Genomic DNA, 19,681 nt, shown 5'->3' on the forward strand with positions numbered 1-19,681 from the left:
GCAAATTCACACTGGAGGATAACTGTGCAAACTATCACCACAGATATCGCAGTCATCGGCGCAGGCGGCGCTGGTCTTCGCACTGCTATTGCAGCAGCTGAAGCAAACCCTGATTTAGAAGTCGCACTGATTTCTAAAGTTTATCCAATGCGTTCTCACACGGTCGCAGCGGAAGGTGGCTCAGCAGCAGTTATCAAGGATGAAGATAGCCTAGACAACCACTTCAACGACACTGTTGGCGGTGGTGACTGGCTATGTGAACAGGACGTTGTTGAATATTTTGTAGAAAACGCGACTCGCGAAATGATCCAAATGGAGCAATGGGGCTGCCCATGGAGTCGTAAAGAAAACGGTGAAGTCAACGTACGCCGATTTGGTGGTATGAAAGTTGAACGTACATGGTTCGCTGCTGATAAAACTGGCTTCCACATGCTTCACACCCTATTCCAGACATCAATGAAGTACGACAACATCAAACGTTTTGATGAGTACTTTGTGGTGGATCTGCTTGTCGATGAAGGCGAAGTGCAAGGTCTTATCGCTATCCACATGTCAGAAGGTGAACTCGTTACGATTAAAGCCAAGTCTGTTGTTTTAGCAACAGGTGGCGCAGGTCGTGTTTACCACTGTAATACTAACGGCGGTATCGTAACAGGTGATGGTATGGCAATGGCTTACCGTCATGGCGTACCTCTACGTGATATGGAATTCGTTCAGTACCACCCAACCGGTCTTCCAGGTACTGGTATCCTGATGACCGAAGGTTGTCGCGGTGAAGGCGGTATCATCGTTAACAAGAATGGCTACCGTTACCTACAAGATTACGGCATGGGCCCTGAAACTCCAGTTGGCCAGCCAAAGAACAAATACATGGAACTGGGTCCTCGCGACAAAGTTTCACAGGCTTTCTGGCACGAACAGCAGAAAGGCAACACCATCAAACACCCTTTAGGTGATGTGGTTCATCTAGACCTTCGCCACCTTGGTGAAGAGTACCTGCAAGAGCGTCTACCGTTTATCTGTGAGCTAGCGAAAGCTTACGTCAACGTTGATCCTGCAAAAGAGCTGATTCCAATTCGTCCTACTGTTCACTACACCATGGGTGGTATTGAAACTAACGGCGAATGTGAAACGCGCATTAAAGGTCTATTCGCAGTAGGCGAATGTGCTTCTGTTGGTCTTCACGGCGCTAACCGTCTGGGTTCTAACTCACTGGCTGAGTTCGTGGTGTTCGGCCGTGTTGCTGGTGAACAAGCAGTGAAGCGTGCAGCGGAATTCAAGGGCTGGAACGAAGAGTCTATTGCAGCTCAAGTGAAAGATGTTGAGCAGCGTATCGCAGCACTGATGAACCAAGAAGGCGATGAAAACTGGGCAGATATCCGCACTGAAATGGGTCATACCATGGAAGCGGGCTGTGGTATCTACCGCCAAGAAGATTTGATGCAAGCCACCATTGATAAAATCACTGAGTTGAAAGAGCGTTACAAGCGCATCAGCATCAAAGACAAAGGCAAAGTGTTCAACACAGACCTTCTGTACGCTATTGAAGTCGGTTACGGCCTAGAAGTCGCAGAAGCTATGGTTCACTCTGCGATCCTACGTAAAGAGTCTCGTGGTGCCCACCAGCGTCTAGACGATGGTTGTACTGAGCGTGATGACGTAGAGTTCCTCAAGCACTCGCTGGCTTTCTTCCAACCAGATGCAGCCCCAACTATCGACTACAGCAAGGTGACTATCACTAAGTCACAGCCTAAAGCTCGTCTATATGGTGAAGCAGCTGAGAAAGCAGCCGCTGCAGAAGCAGCAAAAGCCGCACAGAAGAACGCAGAGGAGCAAGCATAATGTCAGCAAATCGCATCCAAAAAGTAGAGATTCTGCGTTATGACCCTGAGAAAGACGCAGAACCGCACTTCCAGACCTTTGAAGTACCATTCGACGAAACTATGTCGACACTTGATGCACTTGGCTACATCAAAGATAACCTAGATAAAGACCTGTCTTACCGTTGGTCTTGTCGTATGGCGATCTGTGGTTCATGCGGCATCATGGTAAACGGCGTGCCAAAACTTGCTTGTAAAAGCTTCCTGCGCGATTACCCAAACGGCGTGAAGATCGAGCCACTGGCAAACTTCCCTATCGAGAAAGACTTGATTGTCGACATGACACCGTTCATTGAGCGACTTGAAGCTATCAAGCCTTACATCATCGGTAACGATCGTAAACCTGAAGATGGCACTAACCTACAAACGCCAGAGCAAATGGCCAAGTACAAGCAGTTCGCAGGTTGTATCAACTGTGGTCTGTGTTACGCAGCGTGCCCGCAGTTTGGTCTAAACCCTGAGTTTATCGGCCCTGCTGCGCTGACTCTTGCCCATCGTTACAACCTCGATAGTCGTGACAATGGTAAAGCAGAGCGTATGGCGATGATCAATGGTGAAAACGGCGCATGGGGCTGTACCTTCGTCGGTTACTGTTCTGAAGTGTGTCCGAAGAACGTTGATCCTGCAGCTGCAGTAAACCAAGGTAAAGTCGAGTCTTCTATGGACTTCGTGATTGCTATGCTGAAGCCTGACGGCACACCAGCAAAAACAGCAGAGGAGGCATAAGAATGAGTAACCGTAAACCTTACGTTCGTGAAGTAAAACGTACTTGGTGGAAAGATCATCCTTTTTACCGCTTCTACATGCTTCGCGAAGCGACTGTACTGCCTCTGATCCTATTTACTGTCTTCCTGACTTTCGGTTTAGGCTCATTAGTGAAAGGTCCCGAAGCTTGGCAAGGCTGGCTTGAGTTTATGGCCAATCCAGTAGTCGTAGCGATTAACATCGTCGCGCTAGCCGGCAGCCTACTGCATGCTCAAACATTCTTCAGCATGATGCCGCAGGTAATGCCGATTCGCTTAAAAGGTAAGCCAGTGGATAAGAAAATCATTGTGCTTACTCAATGGGCAGCCGTGGCATTTATTTCTCTGATTGTGCTGGTAATCGTTTAAGGAGCTATGACTATGAAACCTAACTTTTCTGTAGATAGAGCCCCTAAGCGTTCTGATGAGCCAATTTGGTGGGGATTGTTTGGCGCTGGCGGTACTTGGTTTGCCATGATTACCCCAGTGACGATTCTGGTTCTTGGTGTACTTGCTCCATTGGGCATCATCAATGTCGAAGCTCTAAGCTACGAGCGTGTGGTTAATTTTGCAACAAGCATCATTGGCGCTCTATTTATCATTGGTACGCTAGCACTACCAATGTGGCATGCAATGCACCGTGTCCATCATGGTATGCATGATCTCAAAATTCATGCTGGACTAGCTGGGAAAGTCGGCTGTTACGCCTTTGCAGGGCTCATATCGGTCTTGAGCGTGATTTTTATCTTTATGCTCTGAGCAAAACCTGAAGATAAAAGCTGGCTTAACGCCAGCTTTTTTATTGCTCGCAAGCCATCTCTATTCCATGAAAGTTGCGATATTAGATAAAGATTTCTTATGAGTCGCATGTTCAGGAATCGTTGCATCTTCAGCAGGATAACCCGTCACAATCAACATGTACGGCCTGTCGACATCGTTATCACGGCCACAAATCTTACTCAGAAAGCTCATTGGTTTAGGGGTATGCGTTAGTGTTCCTAGGCCAGCGTTATGCAATGCTTGGAGTAAAAAGCCCGTTGCTATGCCGACCGACTCATGTACGTAATAATTGGTTTGCTCCCCATCATTGCTCACGCCACCTTTCTTCTGTGAAAAAACGGCAATTAACCAAGGCGCTGTTTCGAGATAGGGTTTACTGGCGTGAGTCCCTAAGGGCTTTAAAGCATCCAGCCACTCCTGCCCTGCTCTCCCTTCGTAGAAAGAACGCTCTAACTCTTCTGCAGCCTGGCGAATTTGACCTTTCACTTCCGCACGACTGATGGCGACAAAATGCCAAGGTTGATGATTCGCTCCACTAGGCGCGGTTCCAGCTGCAAGGATACAGTGCTCAATGACATCTTTCGCTACTGGTCGATCTGAAAAGCGGCGAATCGAATGGCGGCGTTTGAGCTGTTGGTAGTTTTGCTCAGCACGCGCTGACATTTCCTCGGCAGGAAATTCAATAAAATCATTCAAAGGCGAATGGGATTCTGTGGTCGACATGTTGCTTCCTTGCGCAGTTAGAGTCATTCCAATATAGCGTTATTTGTCTATCTCGCGAGTTAGCAAATGGAGGGAAACCAAAGAGTGAGAGTGAACGCAAACTTCCCTCAACGATTAATAACAAAAAAGCCGATCTTACGATCGGCTTTTTCTTCAAGAGTAGATCAAAGAATGAAACGACTTAGGTCTTCATCTTCTATTGTTTCGCCTAACTTAGCTTTAACGTATTCGGCATCAATCGTCAGTTTCGAACCTGATTTGTCTGTTGCTTCAAATGAAATCTCATCCATCAAGCGCTCCATCACCGTATGCAGGCGGCGAGCACCGATATTCTCAGTGGTTTCATTCACTGTCCATGCCGCTTCTGCGATTTGAGTGATACCCTCTTCAGTAAACTCAACATCGACATCTTCTGTCTTCATTAGCGCAACGTATTGCTCTGTCAGTGATGCTTTGGGCTCAGTTAGGATACGTTTGAAGTCGTGACTTGAAAGCGCTTCTAGCTCGACACGAATTGGCAGGCGACCTTGCAGTTCAGGGATCAGATCCGAAGGTTTGGCTACCTGGAATGCGCCAGATGCCACAAATAGAATATGGTCTGTTTTCACCATACCATGCTTAGTTGAGACTGTGCTACCTTCAATCAATGGAAGCAGGTCACGCTGAACACCTTCGCGAGAAACATCTGGACCTGAGCTTTCGCCACGCTTACAAATTTTGTCAATCTCATCGATAAACACGATACCGTTGTTCTCAACATTGAAGATAGCCTGTTCTTTCAGCTCTTCCTGATTAACCAGTTTCGCAGCTTCTTCTTCCGTCAGCGCCTTAAATGCATCTTTGATTTTCAGCTTACGTTTTTTCTTGGTATCGCCAGCTAAGTTTTGGAACATACCTTGAAGCTGATTAGTCATTTCTTCCATGCCAGGAGGCGCCATGATTTCTACACCCATTTGCGGTGCAGCTACATCGACTTCGATCTCTTTGTCATCGAGTTTGCCTTCGCGTAGTTTCTTGCGGAAGATTTGACGCGTGTTAGAAGCGCTTTCGTCTTGCTGCTCATTTTGCCCCCAAGCATCTCTCGCTGGTGGTAAAAGCGCATCAAGAACACGTTCTTCAGCTTGCTCTTCAGCACGGAATTTAACTTTTTCCATCGCTTGCTGATGCGTCATCTTAATAGCAACATCCGTCAGATCGCGAATGATAGTCTCAACTTCTTTACCAACGTAACCCACTTCAGTGAATTTTGTTGCTTCTACTTTAATAAACGGTGCATTGGCCAGTTTAGCTAAACGACGCGCAATCTCCGTTTTACCTACACCAGTTGGACCAATCATCAGAATGTTCTTTGGTGTGACTTCAACGCGTAAGCTTTCTTCAAGCTGCATACGGCGCCAGCGGTTACGCAGTGCAATGGCCACTGAGCGTTTCGCGTTATCCTGACCAATGATATGGCGGTTAAGTTCATGAACAATTTCGCGGGGAGTCATTTCAGACATAATCAAATTCCTTAAATTCAGTAACCACTATCTTGGGTTATTCAGCGTTAAGTTCAGCTGGGATTTCTAGTTCTTCGATAGTGTGGTGATGATTGGTAAACACACAGATATCACCTGCAATTTTTAGTGATTTCTCCGCGATGTCACGAGCATCTAGCTCTGTGTTCTCTAGTAAAGCTGTCGCCGCTGCTTGGGCGAAATTACCACCAGAGCCAATCGCAATCAGATCGTTCTCAGGCTGAACCACATCACCATTACCAGTGATGATAAGTGAGGCAGTTTCGTCTGCTACCGCAAGTAGGGCTTCAAGTTTGCGTAACGCACGGTCACTGCGCCAGTCTTTGGCCAGCTCAACAGCCGCTTTGGTTAGATGGCCTTGGTGCATTTGCAGTTTGCTTTCAAACTTTTCAAACAGCGTAAATGCGTCTGCGGTACCACCAGCAAAGCCAGCAAGCACTTTGTTGTTGTACAAACGACGTACTTTACGTGCGTTGCCTTTCATCACAGTGTTACCCAGTGATACTTGTCCATCGCCGGCAATGACGACTTTGTTGTTTCGACGTACAGATACAATAGTAGTCACGAGTAGGGCCTCATCATTATCTTCATCTTGGTATATCAGCTATATGAGGCTGGCTTAAGAGGAATTCAAGGGGAGATAAAAGGTTACAATTGACGAGAAGCCTATTTATCTGGTCATCCTCAAGAGCGAGGGACGAGTGAGTTGGGGATCTCTTCAACTTGTGTTGCTAACTTAAGAGGTTCCCTACTCCTTCCTTCGTCAGTCTATGGAATGACAACAGGTAAAGAGCCAATAAAAAACGAACCCATCAGGGTTCGCTTTTAATATCTTTACTGCGCTTCTTTCCAAATTGCACAAGGTTCAATCTTGGCGCGCTGAAGTTTGTGTTTGTCTCGCTCGGCGTCACGCTTGAACTTATATGGTCCGAGCACTACCCGATACCATTTGCTCCCTTCTTTTTTACGGATCTTACTGTTTATGCCTTGAAAAGCGATATCGAGCTTACGTGCTTCAGCCTGCGAGGCATTGGTATACGCGCCACACTGCATTATGTATGGGACCTCAGACACCACCTGCTTTTTGGCAGTCACTTCAATTTCGCGGCTTGGTAAAGACTCAACATAGTCCCATTTTTCCTCCGGAGGAGGTGGCAATGCTTTTTCAGTTTTGGGTTTAGGCTTCGGCTTAGTTTGCTTTACTACAGGCTGAGACGGTTGAGGGTCATTACTGAGCGTATATAACCCATACCCAAATCCACACACCAGCAGAATCGCCAGCAATCCACTGCGCCAAGGCCTTCTCTTTGGCACCGACTTCTTACGCGCTGGTTTTCGCCCACTGTTTCCGCGACCACGTTTTACATAATCTCTATTTGCCACTGCTGTACATCAACATCTATTGCCTCTTTCGCTATGGTAATGCAGTTTGCGCCCTGATTACAGAGGGGAAATGGAAGCGGCGCATCAAAATGCGCCGCGGATAGAGAAGGTTTGGTCAGATGATTCTTGGTGGAGCCGCACTTTCCCTCACAATCAGCTGAGTTTCCAGCAACCTTGAGCCAGCGCGGACGTCATGTCCTCTGAGCAATTCAAGCATCATCAGCATCGCCTGACGGCCAATTTCGTAACGTGGCTGAGAGATGGTGGTCAACGGTGGATCGCAGTACTGGGCAAATTGAATATCATCGAAGCCCACCACAGAAAGGTCTTGCGGAATACGCAAACCCAATTTCTTGGCTTCCTGAATCGCTCCAATTGCCATCGCATCATTGTGACAGAAAATAGCCGTTGGTGGCTCAGGCAGGGAAAGAAGCTTGCGTAATGCTTTTGCACCATCTTCGAATGAGAAATCACCATAAGTGCAGTAATTTGGGTTCATCGTGATGCCCGCTCGGCGAAGTGCCTGCTGATAGCCTTGGTAGCGGAACTGGCATAACACCGCCGAGTCCGGACCAGATATCTGCGCGATGCGCTTATGACCCATTTGCGTCAGATAATTAACAGCTTCAAATGCTGAAGTCAGATTATCGATGTGGACCGTCGGCAACTCTAACTCCGGAGCAAACTCACACGCCATCACCATAGGTGGTAAGTTTTTTTGCTCTGGTTTGCTTACATCAAATGGGAGATCAGTACCAAGCAGCAACATCCCATCCGCTTGCTTAGTAAAGACAAGATTGACAAAAGAGCTCTCACGCTTTTTCTGCTGGCCACTGTCTCCGAGAAGTACGATGTACCCATGCTCCATCGCCGCATCCTCTATCCCACGGATAATCTCTGTATAATAGGGATCACAGATGTCCGGAATAATAGCTATGATAGTCTTGGACTCATTTCGGCGCAGGTTGCGCGCAAGAGAATTTGGTGAATACCCGGCTTCCAAAACTGCATCTTCGACCCGCTTCCGTGTGGCTGTAGATACTTTTTCCGGGTTCATTAGAGCACGCGATACTGTTGCTGTTGAAACGCCTGCTAGTTGAGCAACATCCTTCATTGTCGCCATATATTAATTACCCTCTTCATTTTCTAAACATGGTAGCGCTTGGTGCCACCTAAACCGATTTTGATGAGCTGAAACTCATTCTTATGTTTATTGCCTAGAGCAATCGTTTACCTGTCTTATATCAATCAATTTATTCAATCAAGCTAATCCATAGTTTATTCATTTCGAAACATAAAGTTACGGGAAGATTAACAAAATTAAACCCGGTGATGAGATGTTAATCACAATTAAATGAAAAAGATGCAAATCAACTCAAGTCCTGCGGCTCAATATCTAGAGACCAGCGAACTCTCTTCGCATTTGGCAACATTTGGATCGCTGGCTTTGCACTCCCTAATAGTTTTTGCATCGTTGATCGAGTTTGCGTCTGCAACATTAGCTGCCAGCGGTATTTGCCTGACCGCTTCGCCAACGGGGCTGGCGTAGGACCTAGTACCTGACAGCAATCATCGAATAGTGGGTGCGATTCCAACGTATGGCGTACTTGACGCAAAAATGCTTCTACATACTGAGAGTCATTCGCCTCAGCACGGAACAAGGTTAAGTAAGAGTAAGGAGGCAACATAGCCAGTTTACGTTCCTGCAAGGCGGTCTCGGCAAAATGTCGATAACTTTTCGTCAACAGAGCTTGAAGTAAACTATGTTCAGGATGATGGGTTTGCAGTATAACTTCTCCTGGCTTGCTGGCTCGCCCTGCTCGTCCCGCGACCTGAATAAACAATTGAGCCAAACGCTCTGAGGCTCTGAAGTCACTGCTGTATAGTGATCCATCGACATCCAACAACGCCACCAATGTCACATCTGGAAAGTGATGACCTTTCGCCAACATTTGCGTACCAATCAATATTTGGTATTTACCGTTGCGAATAGCTCCGAGAGCTGATTCCAGACTGCCTTTACGTCGGGTACTGTCGCGATCAATACGAATGGTTTGATATTCAGGAAAAAGTTCACCAAGCTGCGCTTCGAGCTGCTCAGTCCCTACACCCACCGTGACCAAATTGGACGATCCGCATCCTTGGCACTGATGAATAGTGGGCTGCTGTGAACCACAGTGGTGGCAACGGATCTCATTGCTGTATTGATGATAGGTATAATAAGCATCGCATCGCTTACATTCCGCAATCCAACCACAATCATGACACATCAAAGCAGGCGAAAAACCGCGACGATTGAGGAACAACATCACTTGATTACCCGCACTAAGGTGTTGACGCATCTCAGCGATCAAGGAGGCAGATAGACCACTTTCCAAATACTGACCTTTCACATCCAGCACCTTGTTTGTCGTCGGTACCGCATTACCAGCGCGCTCGGTCAGTGTCAAATGGTGATACTTGCCAGATAAAGCATTATGTAGAGTTTCCAGAGCTGGTGTTGCCGATCCGAGTACAATTGGAATTTGCTCTTTGCTAGCTCGCATCACAGCAACATCACGCGCATGATAGCGAAGGCTGTCTTGCTGCTTATAAGAAGCATCGTGCTCTTCATCAACAATGATGATGCCGAGATCAGCAAAAGGCGTCAGTAATGCTGAACGTGTACCAATAACGATGCCAGCAGCTTGATCTCGGGCACTTAACCAAGCATTCAATCTTTCGCTGTCGTTAAGCCCCGAATGAATCACTTCGACTGGCACATCAAACCTGTGGCGAAAACGGTTAATGGTTTGTGGTGTCAAGCCAATTTCAGGCACTAATACTAGGGCTTGCCGCCCTTTCTCCAATACCGGCTTAATAAGGTTCAGATACACTTCTGTCTTACCTGAACCGGTCACTCCTTCCAGTAAAAAACACCCAAAACCATCAAAGCTATTAACGGTCGCAATAGCGACAGCCTGCTCTTCATTAAGCTTTGGCTTGTCCACATCTGCTTCAACCTGCTGACTCCAGTCGCGAATCTCCGGTTTGCACTCGATCGACTCAATCCAGCCTTTCTCCTGCAAGGTTTTGAGAACGCTAGAGCTGACTTCTTGATCAATGAAGTGCTGGTGTGGCACTGAACCACTTTCAAGCATATGCATGACCTTAGCCTGCTTGACGGCTCGGCCAAAACCTAACATCAGTTGATTACGTCCAGCTGCAGTCAACTGCCATTCCACCAGCGTCGCAAAATCGGCTTCTTTGCCTTTACGAAGTGCACTTGGCATCGCATTGAGCAAGGTGTCTCCAAGAGGGTACTGATAAAACTGACTGCACCATTGCAACAACTCATAGAGGCTATCTGGCCAAACAGGCTGAGAGTCCAGCACTTGTTTTAGCGGTTTGAGCTTGTCAACACTGAACTCGGACTGGTTCACCAACGCCGTGACCACACCGACCAGCGTCTGACGACCAAACGGAACAGACACACGCCCACCAATAATAGGAAACAGGTGAACAGGAATCTGATAATCAAACTGTTTGTCGAGTGGTACAGGTAAAGCCACTCGGGCAATTGTCGGTCGCATATAGACTTAAAGCACAATGAAAGGAACTCATTTAGTCTAAGGGAAAAGCACTAAGCGCGAAAGTCACAGCATTGCTAACCCGATTTCTAGCACGGATAAAGACCAGCGGCTAAAAAAGTAGCAACTTTCTTAGTAAATAAGTTGATCCCTAAGTCTGTATTCATTACTATATCGCGCCTTAGTGATATGGCTTGCTTTTGAGCAGCGGTATCCAAAGGAAATTTTATTAACTACGTGTGGTGTCCGGCATAGAATCGGATAGCGACACGGCCTATTTTAGAGGTTCTCCCATGAAAGCTGGTATCCACCCAGAATACAAAGCAGTTAAAGCAACTTGTTCTTGCGGTAACTCTTTCGAGTTCAACTCAACTCTAACTAAAGAGTCAATCCACCTAGACGTATGTGACAAATGTCACCCATTCTACACTGGTAAGCAACGTATCGTTGATACTGGCGGCCGTGTAGATCGCTTCAACAAGCGTTTCGGTGCTCTTTCTTCTAAGAAATAATTTCTTTTTAGATGAAGAGAAAAGGACGCTACGGCGTCCTTTTTTGTTCCCTACATCCCCAGCGAATCATTCAGAGTAATATCTTCCGCTGTTTGATATTCGCCAGCCACATCTCTAACCATCTGGTCTTATCTCCTGTCATTTAGCACATTTTATTGCTTTAGCTCGCATTCTGACCTTTGCAGCTTGACTTAGTTACTCTAGAATGGGTTCCCCCCTATCCTAATTATTAATAACGAGTACCTACACCTATGTCCGATGACAATCACCAAGAACTATCCCCTGAAGAACAATTCCGTCAGCAAGCATTGGATTACCATGCCTACCCTACAGCAGGCAAGATTTCGGTTGAGCTGACAACACCAGCTGAAACGGCAGGTGATCTAGCGTTAGCGTACAGCCCAGGCGTGGCTGAGCCAGTACGTGAAATTGCTCAGAATGCAGATAATGTCTACAAATATACCTCTAAAGGTAACATGGTAGCGGTTATCTCCAACGGAACAGCTATTCTTGGTCTTGGAAACTTAGGTCCGCTGGCATCTAAGCCTGTCATGGAAGGTAAAGCTCTCCTGTTCAAACGCTTCGCAGGTTTGGACTCTATCGACATTGAAGTCAAACACCGCACAATAGAAGAGTTCGTCGATACCGTCGCTAACATTGCCGATACCTTTGGAGGTATCAACCTCGAAGACATCAAAGCACCAGACTGTTTTGAGATTGAAAAACAGCTGATCGAGCGCTGTGATGTACCGGTTTTTCACGACGATCAACATGGTACAGCTATCGTCACCGCAGCAGGTATGCTTAACGCAATTGAACTCCAAGGCAAAAAGCTAGAAGATGCTACGATTGTTTGTCTTGGCGCCGGTGCTGCAGCAGTGGCTTGTATGGAACTACTGATTAAATGTGGTGCAATGCGTGAAAAAATTTACATGCTTGACCGCAAAGGTGTTATCCACACTCGCCGTGATGATCTCAACGAATACAAGCAACTATTTGCCAACAACACTGACAAGCGTACACTGGAAGACGTAATTGAAGGTGCTGACCTATTCTTAGGCGTATCTGGCCCGAACTTACTCGCACCTGAAGCACTAAAACTGATGGCTGATAAACCTGTGGTCTTCGCATGTTCAAACCCAGATCCGGAAATCAAGCCAGAGCTGGCACACGAAGTACGTGATGATTTAATCATGGGCACAGGCCGTAGTGACTACCCGAACCAAGTGAACAACGTGTTGTGTTTCCCATTCATCTTCCGCGGCGCTCTAGACGTTCGAGCTAGCGAAATCAACGATGAAATGAAGCTCGCTGCCGTAGATGCCATTCGTGAACTAGCGAAAGAAGAAGTTCCAGCAGAAGTATTGAAAGCCGCTGGCGTAGACAAGCTGGAATTTGGCCCTGGTTACATCATTCCTAAACCGATGGACTCTCGCCTATTGCCACGTGTCGCAAAAGCGGTTGCTTTAGCAGCAGTAGAGTCAGGTGTGGCTCGTATTGAAATGCCAGAGAATTACATGGAAGCGTAGGCCTTCCTCTCTAGCAACAAAAAACCGCTGAACATTCAGCGGTTTTTTAGTTTTCAGTAAAATAAAAACAAGGCGCGCCGCCAGTTATTACTCTTCGTCATAGGCTTCGAATTCAATACCCATCTCAGTCATGAGTTTTTTTACTTCCGCCGGGATATCATCTGGGCGATCTTTACGCAAATCTTCATCAGTCGGTAATGGTTGGCCAGTATAAGCATGTAGAAACGCTTCACACAGCAGCTCACTGTTTGTCGCATGGCGCAAGTTATTGATCTGACGGCGCGTTCGCTCATCAGTTAAAACCTTCAATACTTTCAATGGAATAGAAACTGTAATCTTCTTTACTTGCTCGCTTTTTTTTCCATGTTCAGCATACGGACTTATGTATTCGCCGTTCCAATCTGCCATTGCGCACCTTTATGATTCATTATGTATAAAGTTAGAAAGCATAATTTTAGCGGGATTCATGTCCACAAGCAAAGACATATAGACGTCTAGAAGTGTTGACGTCTCAAAAAATGAGAAGTAAAGTGAAGAGATATACGATTGGAATAACATATATCTAACATCCGGCAAATAGGTATAGTGTAGTCTCCAGTCAAGTCACTACAGTTCGAAAGGAAACACTTATGAGCGCCCGTAAACCAGCCACAATCGCGGTACGTACTGGTATCGAGTCAGACACTCAGCATCATGCCGTTGTGCCACCTATTTACCTCTCGACTAACTACGGATTTCCCGCCTTCGGTGAAGTGCCCAAATATGACTATACTCGCTCAGGTAACCCAAACCGTGGTTTGTTAGAAAAAGCACTCTATGAACTGGAGTCTGGTAGAGGCGCAGTAGTGACCAACTGTGGAACCTCAGCATTAAATCTGTGGGTCTCGGCATTTCTTGGCCCAGATGACCTGATCATTGCGCCACACGATTGCTACGGTGGTACATACCGTTTGTTTAACACCCGCGCTCAGAAAGGTGACTTCAAGGTTCAGTTTGTCGATCAGTCTGATCAAAAAGCCTTGGACGACGCCATTGCAAAGCAGCCTAAATTGATTCTGTTAGAAACACCGTCCAATCCTCTGGTTCGAGTCGTCGACATAGCCGCAGTATGTGAAAAAGCCCGTCAATTTGGAGCATTGGTTGGCGTCGACAATACCTTTTTGACTCCTGTGTTCCAAAAACCTCTAGAGCTAGGGGCTGACTTCGTCATTCACTCAACAACCAAATACATTAACGGCCATTCAGATGTGATTGGTGGTGTGGTAATCACCAAAACTGAGCAGCATGCTGAAGATCTTGCTTGGTGGGGCAACTGCATCGGTGCGACTGGTACACCATTCGACAGCTATATGACATTACGCGGTATTCGCACCTTGGGTGCACGAATGAAAGTGCATGAAGAAAGCTCGGCACAAATCCTCAATTACCTGCAGTCTCAGTCTCTGGTGGGGAACATCTATCACCCTAGCTTGCCGGAACACCCTGGTCACGAGATTGCGAAAAAGCAACAGTCTGGATTCGGCTCTATGCTTAGTTTTGAGTTTGCAGGCAGCTTTGAGCAGCTCAAGCACTTTGTTGGTGAGCTAGAACTGTTCTCACTCGCCGAATCACTTGGCGGCGTGGAGAGCCTGATTTGCCACCCAGCGTCAATGACACACCGAGCTATGGGTGAAGTGGCATTAGCAGAAGCTGGGGTTTCACAGCAACTGCTCCGCCTTTCCGTCGGCCTCGAAGATGCGGATGACCTGATTGCCGATCTTGAACAAGCATTCGGTAAAACTCAGGAGGCGTTGTCATGAACCAGCAGCGTCAATTGCATAAATTTGGCGGTAGTAGCCTCGCAGATCCAGACTGCTACCGCCGCGTAGTCAATATTCTCAAAGAGTATTCTGATAAAGAAGACTTAATTGTCGTCTCAGCGGCAGGCAAGACCACCAATCGTTTGATTGAGTTTTTAGACTCACTGAACAAAGATGGCCGCCTCGCACACGAAGCATTGCAGTCATTACGCCAGTTTCAGGTCCAGCTAGTAGAAGACCTGTTACAAGGTGAAATACAACAGCAGCTTCTTGCCACACTCAACGACGAATTCACCATACTGGGTGAGCTAACAGCTCCCTTAAAGACTGCCGACCGCGCAGCCGTATTGGGTCATGGAGAGGTTTGGTCTTCTCGACTACTGGCAGCATTACTAAATCAAAATGACCTACAGGCCGTTGCTCTAGATGCAAGAACCTTCCTACGTGCCGAAGCAGGTACACAACCTGAAGTCGACCGAGGTACCTCCTATCCGCTGCTCAAGGAAGTGCTCGCTCAACACGCCCATCATCGCGTTGTGATCACGGGCTTTATGGCACAAGATGAGCAAGGCCATACCGTTCTGCTTGGTCGTAATGGTTCAGATTACTCCGCCACCGTCATTGGTGCGCTAGCCGAAGTAAAACGCGTGACCATATGGAGTGACGTCGCAGGTGTCTACAGCGCAGACCCACGTTTAGTCTCTGATGCATGCCTTCTGCCATTACTTCGCCTTGATGAAGCCAGTGAGTTAGCCCGACTTGCTGCGCCAGTCCTGCACAGCCGTACGCTTCAGCCAGTCGCGCAAAGTACGATGGACTTGCATCTACGTTGCAGCCACGAACCAGAGGACGGCTCCACACGCATTGAACGTGTATTGGCCTCAGGTCGCGGTGCGAAAATCATCTCGTCGCTGAAAGAAGTACTGCTGATCCAACTAAATTTTGCCTCTGGACACGATTTCAGCCGCCTTGAACAAGAAACCCTAACCGGTCTGAAGCGAGCTCAACTTGAGCCACTGACCTATGAAGCACAAGAAGATCAACAAACACTGCGTTTAGCGTATACCGCAGAGATTGCAGGTGGTGCTCTCGAGTACCTGCAAGATGCTGCAATAGAAGCTGAAATTAAGCTCAAAGAAGGCTATTCGTTAATTGCAGCTGTCGGCGCAGGCGTCACTAAAAGCGCAAACCATTGTTATGGCTTCTACCAGAAGCTTAAGTCTTCTCCGGTGGAGTTTGTGTCAGAATCTCAGTCCGGATTAAGCTTAGTCGCGGTGCTGCGTCGTACGGAGACTTCTGTTCTGGTCAAGTCAATTCACAGCCAGTTGTTTCAAGCTCAGAAACGTGTCGGCATTGCACTTTGTGGCAAAGGTAATATTGGTTCGAGCTGGCTTGAACTGTTCGCTGAGCAAAAAGCAGAGCTAGAAAAACGTCGCGGCATGAACTTCGAATTGGTTGCTGTTGTTGGCAGCCAAAACTACTGGTTCAATCCTAAAGGGATTGATGCCAGTACCGTAAGCGGCCACTACGAAGAAGAAGCCATTGAGTATCAAGGCGATGAGTGGGTAAGAAAACTTGGCGCGATTCAGGGCTACGATGACGTCGTTGTGCTCGATGTAACGGCCAGCCAGCAACTGGCCGAACGTTACCTGGATATCGCAGAACAAGGTCTACACCTTATCTCAGCCAACAAAGTCGCTGGCTCCGCATCGAGTGATTATTATCATCAAGTGCAAGATGCATTTGCCAAGATAAACCGCCATTGGCTTTACAATGCAACGGTTGGAGCTGGCTTACCGATCAACCATACGGTGAAAGACCTACGGGAAAGTGGCGATGACATTCATGCTTTATCCGGTATTTTCTCAGGCACGCTTTCTTGGCTGTTTCAGCAGTATGACGGTAATGTACCTTTTGCGGAACTAGTCGATCTCGCTTGGCAGCAAGGTTTGACTGAACCGGACCCACGCAGCGATCTGGATGGCTCTGATGTAATGCGTAAGTTAGTGATCTTAGCGCGTGAAGCTGGGCTCGATCTGGAACCTGAAGCGGTTAAAGTGGAAAGTCTGGTTCCTGTTGAACTTGCAGATCTATCGTTAGACGATTTCCTAGATAAAAGCCAGCTATTGAGTGAACTATTGGCCGAGCGTTTAGAGAAAGCTCAATGCGAAGACAAGATACTGCGATACGTTGCAAGGCTGGAGAAAAATGGTTCCGCAACAGTCGGCGTTGAAGCGCTTAGCAAAGAGCATGCGCTGGCTAACTTGCTGCCATGTGACAACATCTTCGCCATCGAAAGCAAATGGTACAAGGATAACCCACTGGTCATTCGCGGCCCCGGCGCAGGCCGAGAGGTAACCGCAGGGGCGATTCAGTCAGACCTCAATCTTCTTTCCAGCTTGTTATAATTGAATAAAGCGCAGCCCTTAGCTGCGCTTTTTCTTTCTCATTCATACCATTACCTATCAAGTTGAAAACGTCTAATATTTAACTTGAAAAAAATTCATAATCGCACTGTTGACTTTAAATCGTATTCAATACATTCTGTGGACATATAGACGTCTAAACGTCGATTTGAGGATTTGAGTTTTGTGGTCCAGTTGCCACATGGAGAGAGTAAGATGGGATATACGCACGCCGGCCATATAGATGCCTTAAACCAGAATATTGCGGAACTTTCTGACAACATCAATGTGTCATTTGAGTTTTTTCCACCCAGCAGTGAAAAGATGGAAGAAACCCTATGGAACTCAGTCCATCGCCTCAAAACGCTAAAGCCTAAATTCGTTTCTGTCACTTACGGTGCGAATTCAGGTGAACGTGACCGCACACACTCCATCATTAAAGAAATTAAAGCTGAAACAGGGCTAGTTGCCGCTCCCCACCTAACGTGTATTGACGCGTCACGTGAAGAGCTAGCACGTATTGCTGATGATTACTGGGCGAACGGTATTCAGAGCATCGTCGCGTTGCGTGGTGACATCCCACCGGGCGGCGGTAAGCCTGAAATGTACGCCTCCGATCTGGTGAAACTGCTTAAAGAGCGTCACGATTTTGATATCTCCGTTGCCGCTTTCCCAGAAGTGCACCCAGAAGCCAAAAGTGCGCAGGCGGATCTACTCAACCTCAAACGTAAAGTAGATGCAGGCGCAAGCCGCGCTATTACTCAGTTCTTCTTTGACGTTGAAAGCTATCTTCGTTTCCGTGACCGCTGTGTTGCAGCAGGCATCGACGTTGAAATCGTACCGGGTATTTTACCTGTTTCGAACTTTAAGCAAGCCTCACGCTTTGCCGCTCAGAACAACGTTAAAGTACCAAACTGGATGGCGAAACAGTTTGAAGGCTTGGATGATGACCCAACCACACGTCAGCTAGTTGGTGCGAGCCAAGCCATCGATATGATTCGAGTGCTGAGCCGAGAAGGTGTGAAAGACTTCCACTTCTACACACTAAACCGTGCAGAAATGACCTATGCGCTGTGCCATACCTTAGGCGTGCGACCTGTGGTGTAATCTCAACACTAATGACCCCTCTAAAAATGCAAAAAGGGTAGCCATGGCTACCCTTTTTATCATTAGACTATGATTACTCTACTTCGTCCATCTTACCTAGCAGATTACGAATACGATCCTGCCAAGCTGAATGTTCTTGTTGCATCTGCTGCGCTTTTTGTTCGATCTCTTCACGGCTAGAGCGCAGTTCATTTGCTTCTACTGCCAGCTTCTCTTTTTCTTCTTTCAGCTCTTCCACTTCCATTTGTAGAAGCGCAATGGTGTCAACTGCAGTTTGGATTTTCGCTTCTAGTTTTTCTAGTACTTCAAAAGACATCTTAGCCTACCTTGTATTGTCCGGTTATTGTGAAGAGCTTTCTCCACCTAATGTACTCATTCTACTCAGGCAGAGAGTGATAAACACGCCCTATATTCTATATTTCGCACCATTCGGTCAAAAAATCAGCATACATTGACAATGCACTGACGGAGAAGCTCTGAGAGCACATTTTTTATCGATTTCCCCCTGATTTTGATCGAGTTCAATTTCGCTTGGCTAAAGTGGCAAACGTTTACTTGCAACTATGCTAAAATCCTGCGCGTTTAATTCATTCCCCTATTCTCTAGATTTGGAGTCATTATGAAACGCGATTTAGCAATGGCATTTTCCCGAGTAACAGAAGGCGCCGCATTGGCTGGTTATAAATGGCTGGGACGTGGTGACAAAAATGCGGCTGACGGCGCTGCTGTTGAAGTGATGCGAACCTTGCTCAATAAGACCGATATCAGTGGTGAAATTGTGATTGGTGAAGGCGAGATTGACGATGCACCTATGCTGTATATTGGAGAACACGTCGGAATCGGCGGGGATGCAGTCGATATTGCTGTCGACCCAATTGAAGGTACGCGCATGACGGCTATGGGGCAGTCCAATGCGTTAGCCGTACTCGCTGCAGGCGAGAAAGGCAGCTTCCTAAAAGCACCTGACATGTACATGGAAAAGTTAGTCGTTGGCCCTTGCGCGAAAGGCTGTATCGACCTCAACAAACCACTTAAAGAAAATCTAGAGAACATCGCCCAAGCGTTGAATAAAACGCTAGATACGCTAGTCGTCATTACACTAGCCAAGCCACGCCATGACCAAGTGATAACAGAGATGCAGGGAATGGGGGTACGTGTTTTTGCTGTTCCAGATGGCGATGTGGCCGCTTCGATTCTAACATGTATGCCTGACAGCGAAGTTGATGCGATGTACTGCATTGGCGGCGCACCTGAAGGGGTGGTGTCTGCTGCAGTGATCCGCGCTCTGGATGGTGAAATGCATGGCCGTTTACTGCCCCGTCATGAGGTCAAAGGCGATACGGAAGAAAACCGAATTTATGGGACTGCAGAGCTAAAACGCTGTAAAGAAATGGGCGTAGAAGCGAATACAGTACTCACGATGGAAGAGATGGCCAAGAGCGATAATGTGGTCTTCTCAGCAACGGGAATTACTAAAGGTGATCTTCTCGATGGCATCACTCGCCAAGGTAACATTGCGACCACAGAAACACTGCTTATCCGTGGTCGTTGCCGTACCATTCGTCGAATTAAGTCCACTCACTATCTTGAGCGCAAAGACGCTGAAGTAAGAGAGATCATTCTCTAGCACCTAGTGGCGTTGCTGGAAGGGGGAGCTAACCTTCTGACCCTGTAAACACAGCCCATTAGATACGAAAACGGAGCCTAACGGCTCCGCTTTATTTGGCTAAGTAG

18 protein-coding genes are annotated in these 19,681 nt (G+C 47.2%); 10 read left to right on the forward strand and 8 right to left on the reverse strand.

Features of this window, described 5'->3' with window-relative positions:
• Positions 1–24 precede the first annotated feature (24 nt).
• The 4 genes from frdA to frdD are packed head-to-tail and all read left to right on the forward strand — an operon-like array spanning position 25 to position 3,382.
• Entirely contained in the window at positions 25–1,842 is a 1,818-nt protein-coding gene (gene frdA, locus TW84_RS11720) for a fumarate reductase (quinol) flavoprotein subunit (protein WP_045975825.1), read from the forward strand.
• Positions 1,842–2,606, forward strand: coding sequence for a succinate dehydrogenase/fumarate reductase iron-sulfur subunit (locus TW84_RS11725; protein WP_045975826.1), 765 nt, complete (start codon positions 1,842–1,844; stop codon positions 2,604–2,606). The genes frdA and TW84_RS11725 overlap by 1 nt, the downstream gene beginning before the upstream one ends.
• A 2-nt stretch (positions 2,607–2,608) precedes the next feature.
• Entirely contained in the window at positions 2,609–2,992 is a 384-nt protein-coding gene (frdC, locus tag TW84_RS11730; RefSeq protein WP_004743268.1) for a fumarate reductase subunit FrdC, read from the forward strand.
• 12 nt (positions 2,993–3,004) lie between these two features.
• Positions 3,005–3,382: a fumarate reductase subunit FrdD gene (gene frdD / locus TW84_RS11735; protein WP_045975827.1), complete on the forward strand. Its 378-nt coding sequence runs from the start codon at positions 3,005–3,007 to the stop codon at positions 3,380–3,382.
• 60 nt (positions 3,383–3,442) lie between these two features.
• Here the strand turns inward: frdD and TW84_RS11740 are convergent, their stop codons facing one another.
• The 6 genes from TW84_RS11740 to priA all read right to left on the reverse strand — a co-directional run bounded on the left by TW84_RS11740 (position 3,443) and on the right by priA (position 10,598).
• Complete coding sequence (locus TW84_RS11740) at positions 3,443–4,126, reverse strand: nitroreductase family protein (RefSeq protein WP_045975828.1); 684 nt, start codon at positions 4,124–4,126, stop codon at positions 3,443–3,445.
• A 164-nt stretch (positions 4,127–4,290) separates the two neighbouring features.
• Positions 4,291–5,625 (reverse strand): HslU--HslV peptidase ATPase subunit, encoded by a 1,335-nt coding sequence (gene hslU / locus TW84_RS11745; RefSeq protein ID WP_045975829.1) that lies wholly within the window; start codon positions 5,623–5,625, stop codon positions 4,291–4,293.
• Between the two features lie 37 nt (positions 5,626–5,662).
• Complete coding sequence (gene hslV, locus TW84_RS11750) at positions 5,663–6,208, reverse strand: ATP-dependent protease subunit HslV (protein ID WP_006963336.1); 546 nt, start codon at positions 6,206–6,208, stop codon at positions 5,663–5,665.
• Positions 6,209–6,477: 269 nt separating this feature from the next.
• The gene (locus TW84_RS11755; protein ID WP_045975830.1) at positions 6,478–7,026 is read right to left on the reverse strand and encodes an SPOR domain-containing protein; all 549 of its coding nucleotides are present in this window, start codon (positions 7,024–7,026) and stop codon (positions 6,478–6,480) included.
• 115 nt (positions 7,027–7,141) lie between these two features.
• Positions 7,142–8,149, reverse strand: a complete 1,008-nt coding sequence (gene cytR / locus TW84_RS11760; protein ID WP_045975831.1) for a DNA-binding transcriptional regulator CytR — start codon at positions 8,147–8,149, stop codon at positions 7,142–7,144.
• 247 nt (positions 8,150–8,396) lie between these two features.
• Entirely contained in the window at positions 8,397–10,598 is a 2,202-nt protein-coding gene (gene priA, locus TW84_RS11765; protein WP_045975832.1) for a primosomal protein N', read from the reverse strand.
• 290 nt (positions 10,599–10,888) lie between these two features.
• Between priA and rpmE the strand changes: the two genes are divergently transcribed.
• Both rpmE and TW84_RS11775 read left to right on the forward strand, forming a co-directional pair.
• On the forward strand, positions 10,889–11,107 hold the full coding sequence (gene rpmE / locus TW84_RS11770) for a 50S ribosomal protein L31 (RefSeq protein WP_006963341.1): 219 nt from the start codon (positions 10,889–10,891) through the stop codon (positions 11,105–11,107).
• A 251-nt stretch (positions 11,108–11,358) separates the two neighbouring features.
• Complete coding sequence (locus tag TW84_RS11775; RefSeq protein ID WP_045975833.1) at positions 11,359–12,636, forward strand: malic enzyme-like NAD(P)-binding protein; 1,278 nt, start codon at positions 11,359–11,361, stop codon at positions 12,634–12,636.
• An 87-nt stretch (positions 12,637–12,723) separates the two neighbouring features.
• On the opposite strand, the gene metJ is transcribed toward TW84_RS11775, so the two are convergent.
• Positions 12,724–13,044 (reverse strand): met regulon transcriptional regulator MetJ, encoded by a 321-nt coding sequence (gene metJ / locus TW84_RS11780; protein ID WP_006963343.1) that lies wholly within the window; start codon positions 13,042–13,044, stop codon positions 12,724–12,726.
• A 221-nt stretch (positions 13,045–13,265) separates the two neighbouring features.
• Here metJ and TW84_RS11785 point away from each other — a divergent pair, with 221 nt between their 5' ends.
• From TW84_RS11785 to metF, 3 genes are all read left to right on the forward strand, one after another.
• Positions 13,266–14,435: an O-succinylhomoserine (thiol)-lyase gene (locus tag TW84_RS11785; RefSeq protein ID WP_045975834.1), complete on the forward strand. Its 1,170-nt coding sequence runs from the start codon at positions 13,266–13,268 to the stop codon at positions 14,433–14,435.
• On the forward strand, positions 14,432–16,843 hold the full coding sequence (locus TW84_RS11790; RefSeq protein WP_045975835.1) for a bifunctional aspartate kinase/homoserine dehydrogenase II: 2,412 nt from the start codon (positions 14,432–14,434) through the stop codon (positions 16,841–16,843). The genes TW84_RS11785 and TW84_RS11790 overlap by 4 nt, the downstream gene beginning before the upstream one ends.
• 213 nt (positions 16,844–17,056) lie before the next feature.
• The gene (gene metF, locus TW84_RS11795; RefSeq protein WP_045975836.1) at positions 17,057–17,947 is read left to right on the forward strand and encodes a methylenetetrahydrofolate reductase; all 891 of its coding nucleotides are present in this window, start codon (positions 17,057–17,059) and stop codon (positions 17,945–17,947) included.
• A 73-nt stretch (positions 17,948–18,020) separates the two neighbouring features.
• On the opposite strand, the gene zapB is transcribed toward metF, so the two are convergent.
• On the reverse strand, positions 18,021–18,263 hold the full coding sequence (gene zapB / locus TW84_RS11800) for a cell division protein ZapB (protein ID WP_045975837.1): 243 nt from the start codon (positions 18,261–18,263) through the stop codon (positions 18,021–18,023).
• Between the two features lie 303 nt (positions 18,264–18,566).
• Between zapB and glpX the strand changes: the two genes are divergently transcribed.
• Complete coding sequence (glpX, locus tag TW84_RS11805) at positions 18,567–19,574, forward strand: class II fructose-bisphosphatase (protein ID WP_045975838.1); 1,008 nt, start codon at positions 18,567–18,569, stop codon at positions 19,572–19,574.
• The last annotated feature ends 107 nt before the right edge of the window (positions 19,575–19,681 follow it).

Origin of the sequence: Vibrio neptunius (genome assembly GCF_000967495.1) — a bacterium.
Classification (GTDB): domain Bacteria; phylum Pseudomonadota; class Gammaproteobacteria; order Enterobacterales; family Vibrionaceae; genus Vibrio; species Vibrio neptunius.

What these genes read in the sequence shown, in the direction of transcription:
- TW84_RS11725 (WP_045975826.1), top strand. Translation starts at nt 1,842, where the DNA reads ATGTCAGCAAATCGCATCCAAAAAGTAGAGATTCTGCGTTATGACCCT.
- metF (WP_045975836.1), top strand. Translation starts at nt 17,057, where the DNA reads ATGGGATATACGCACGCCGGCCATATAGATGCCTTAAACCAGAATATT.
- frdD (WP_045975827.1), top strand. Translation starts at nt 3,005, where the DNA reads ATGAAACCTAACTTTTCTGTAGATAGAGCCCCTAAGCGTTCTGATGAG.
- TW84_RS11790 (WP_045975835.1), top strand. Translation starts at nt 14,432, where the DNA reads ATGAACCAGCAGCGTCAATTGCATAAATTTGGCGGTAGTAGCCTCGCA.
- hslU (WP_045975829.1), bottom strand. Translation starts at nt 5,625, where the DNA reads ATGTCTGAAATGACTCCCCGCGAAATTGTTCATGAACTTAACCGCCAT.
- TW84_RS11740 (WP_045975828.1), bottom strand. Translation starts at nt 4,126, where the DNA reads ATGTCGACCACAGAATCCCATTCGCCTTTGAATGATTTTATTGAATTT.
- priA (WP_045975832.1), bottom strand. Translation starts at nt 10,598, where the DNA reads ATGCGACCGACAATTGCCCGAGTGGCTTTACCTGTACCACTCGACAAA.
- cytR (WP_045975831.1), bottom strand. Translation starts at nt 8,149, where the DNA reads ATGGCGACAATGAAGGATGTTGCTCAACTAGCAGGCGTTTCAACAGCA.
- zapB (WP_045975837.1), bottom strand. Translation starts at nt 18,263, where the DNA reads ATGTCTTTTGAAGTACTAGAAAAACTAGAAGCGAAAATCCAAACTGCA.
- TW84_RS11775 (WP_045975833.1), top strand. Translation starts at nt 11,359, where the DNA reads ATGTCCGATGACAATCACCAAGAACTATCCCCTGAAGAACAATTCCGT.
- glpX (WP_045975838.1), top strand. Translation starts at nt 18,567, where the DNA reads ATGAAACGCGATTTAGCAATGGCATTTTCCCGAGTAACAGAAGGCGCC.
- metJ (WP_006963343.1), bottom strand. Translation starts at nt 13,044, where the DNA reads ATGGCAGATTGGAACGGCGAATACATAAGTCCGTATGCTGAACATGGA.
- TW84_RS11785 (WP_045975834.1), top strand. Translation starts at nt 13,266, where the DNA reads ATGAGCGCCCGTAAACCAGCCACAATCGCGGTACGTACTGGTATCGAG.
- frdC (WP_004743268.1), top strand. Translation starts at nt 2,609, where the DNA reads ATGAGTAACCGTAAACCTTACGTTCGTGAAGTAAAACGTACTTGGTGG.
- rpmE (WP_006963341.1), top strand. Translation starts at nt 10,889, where the DNA reads ATGAAAGCTGGTATCCACCCAGAATACAAAGCAGTTAAAGCAACTTGT.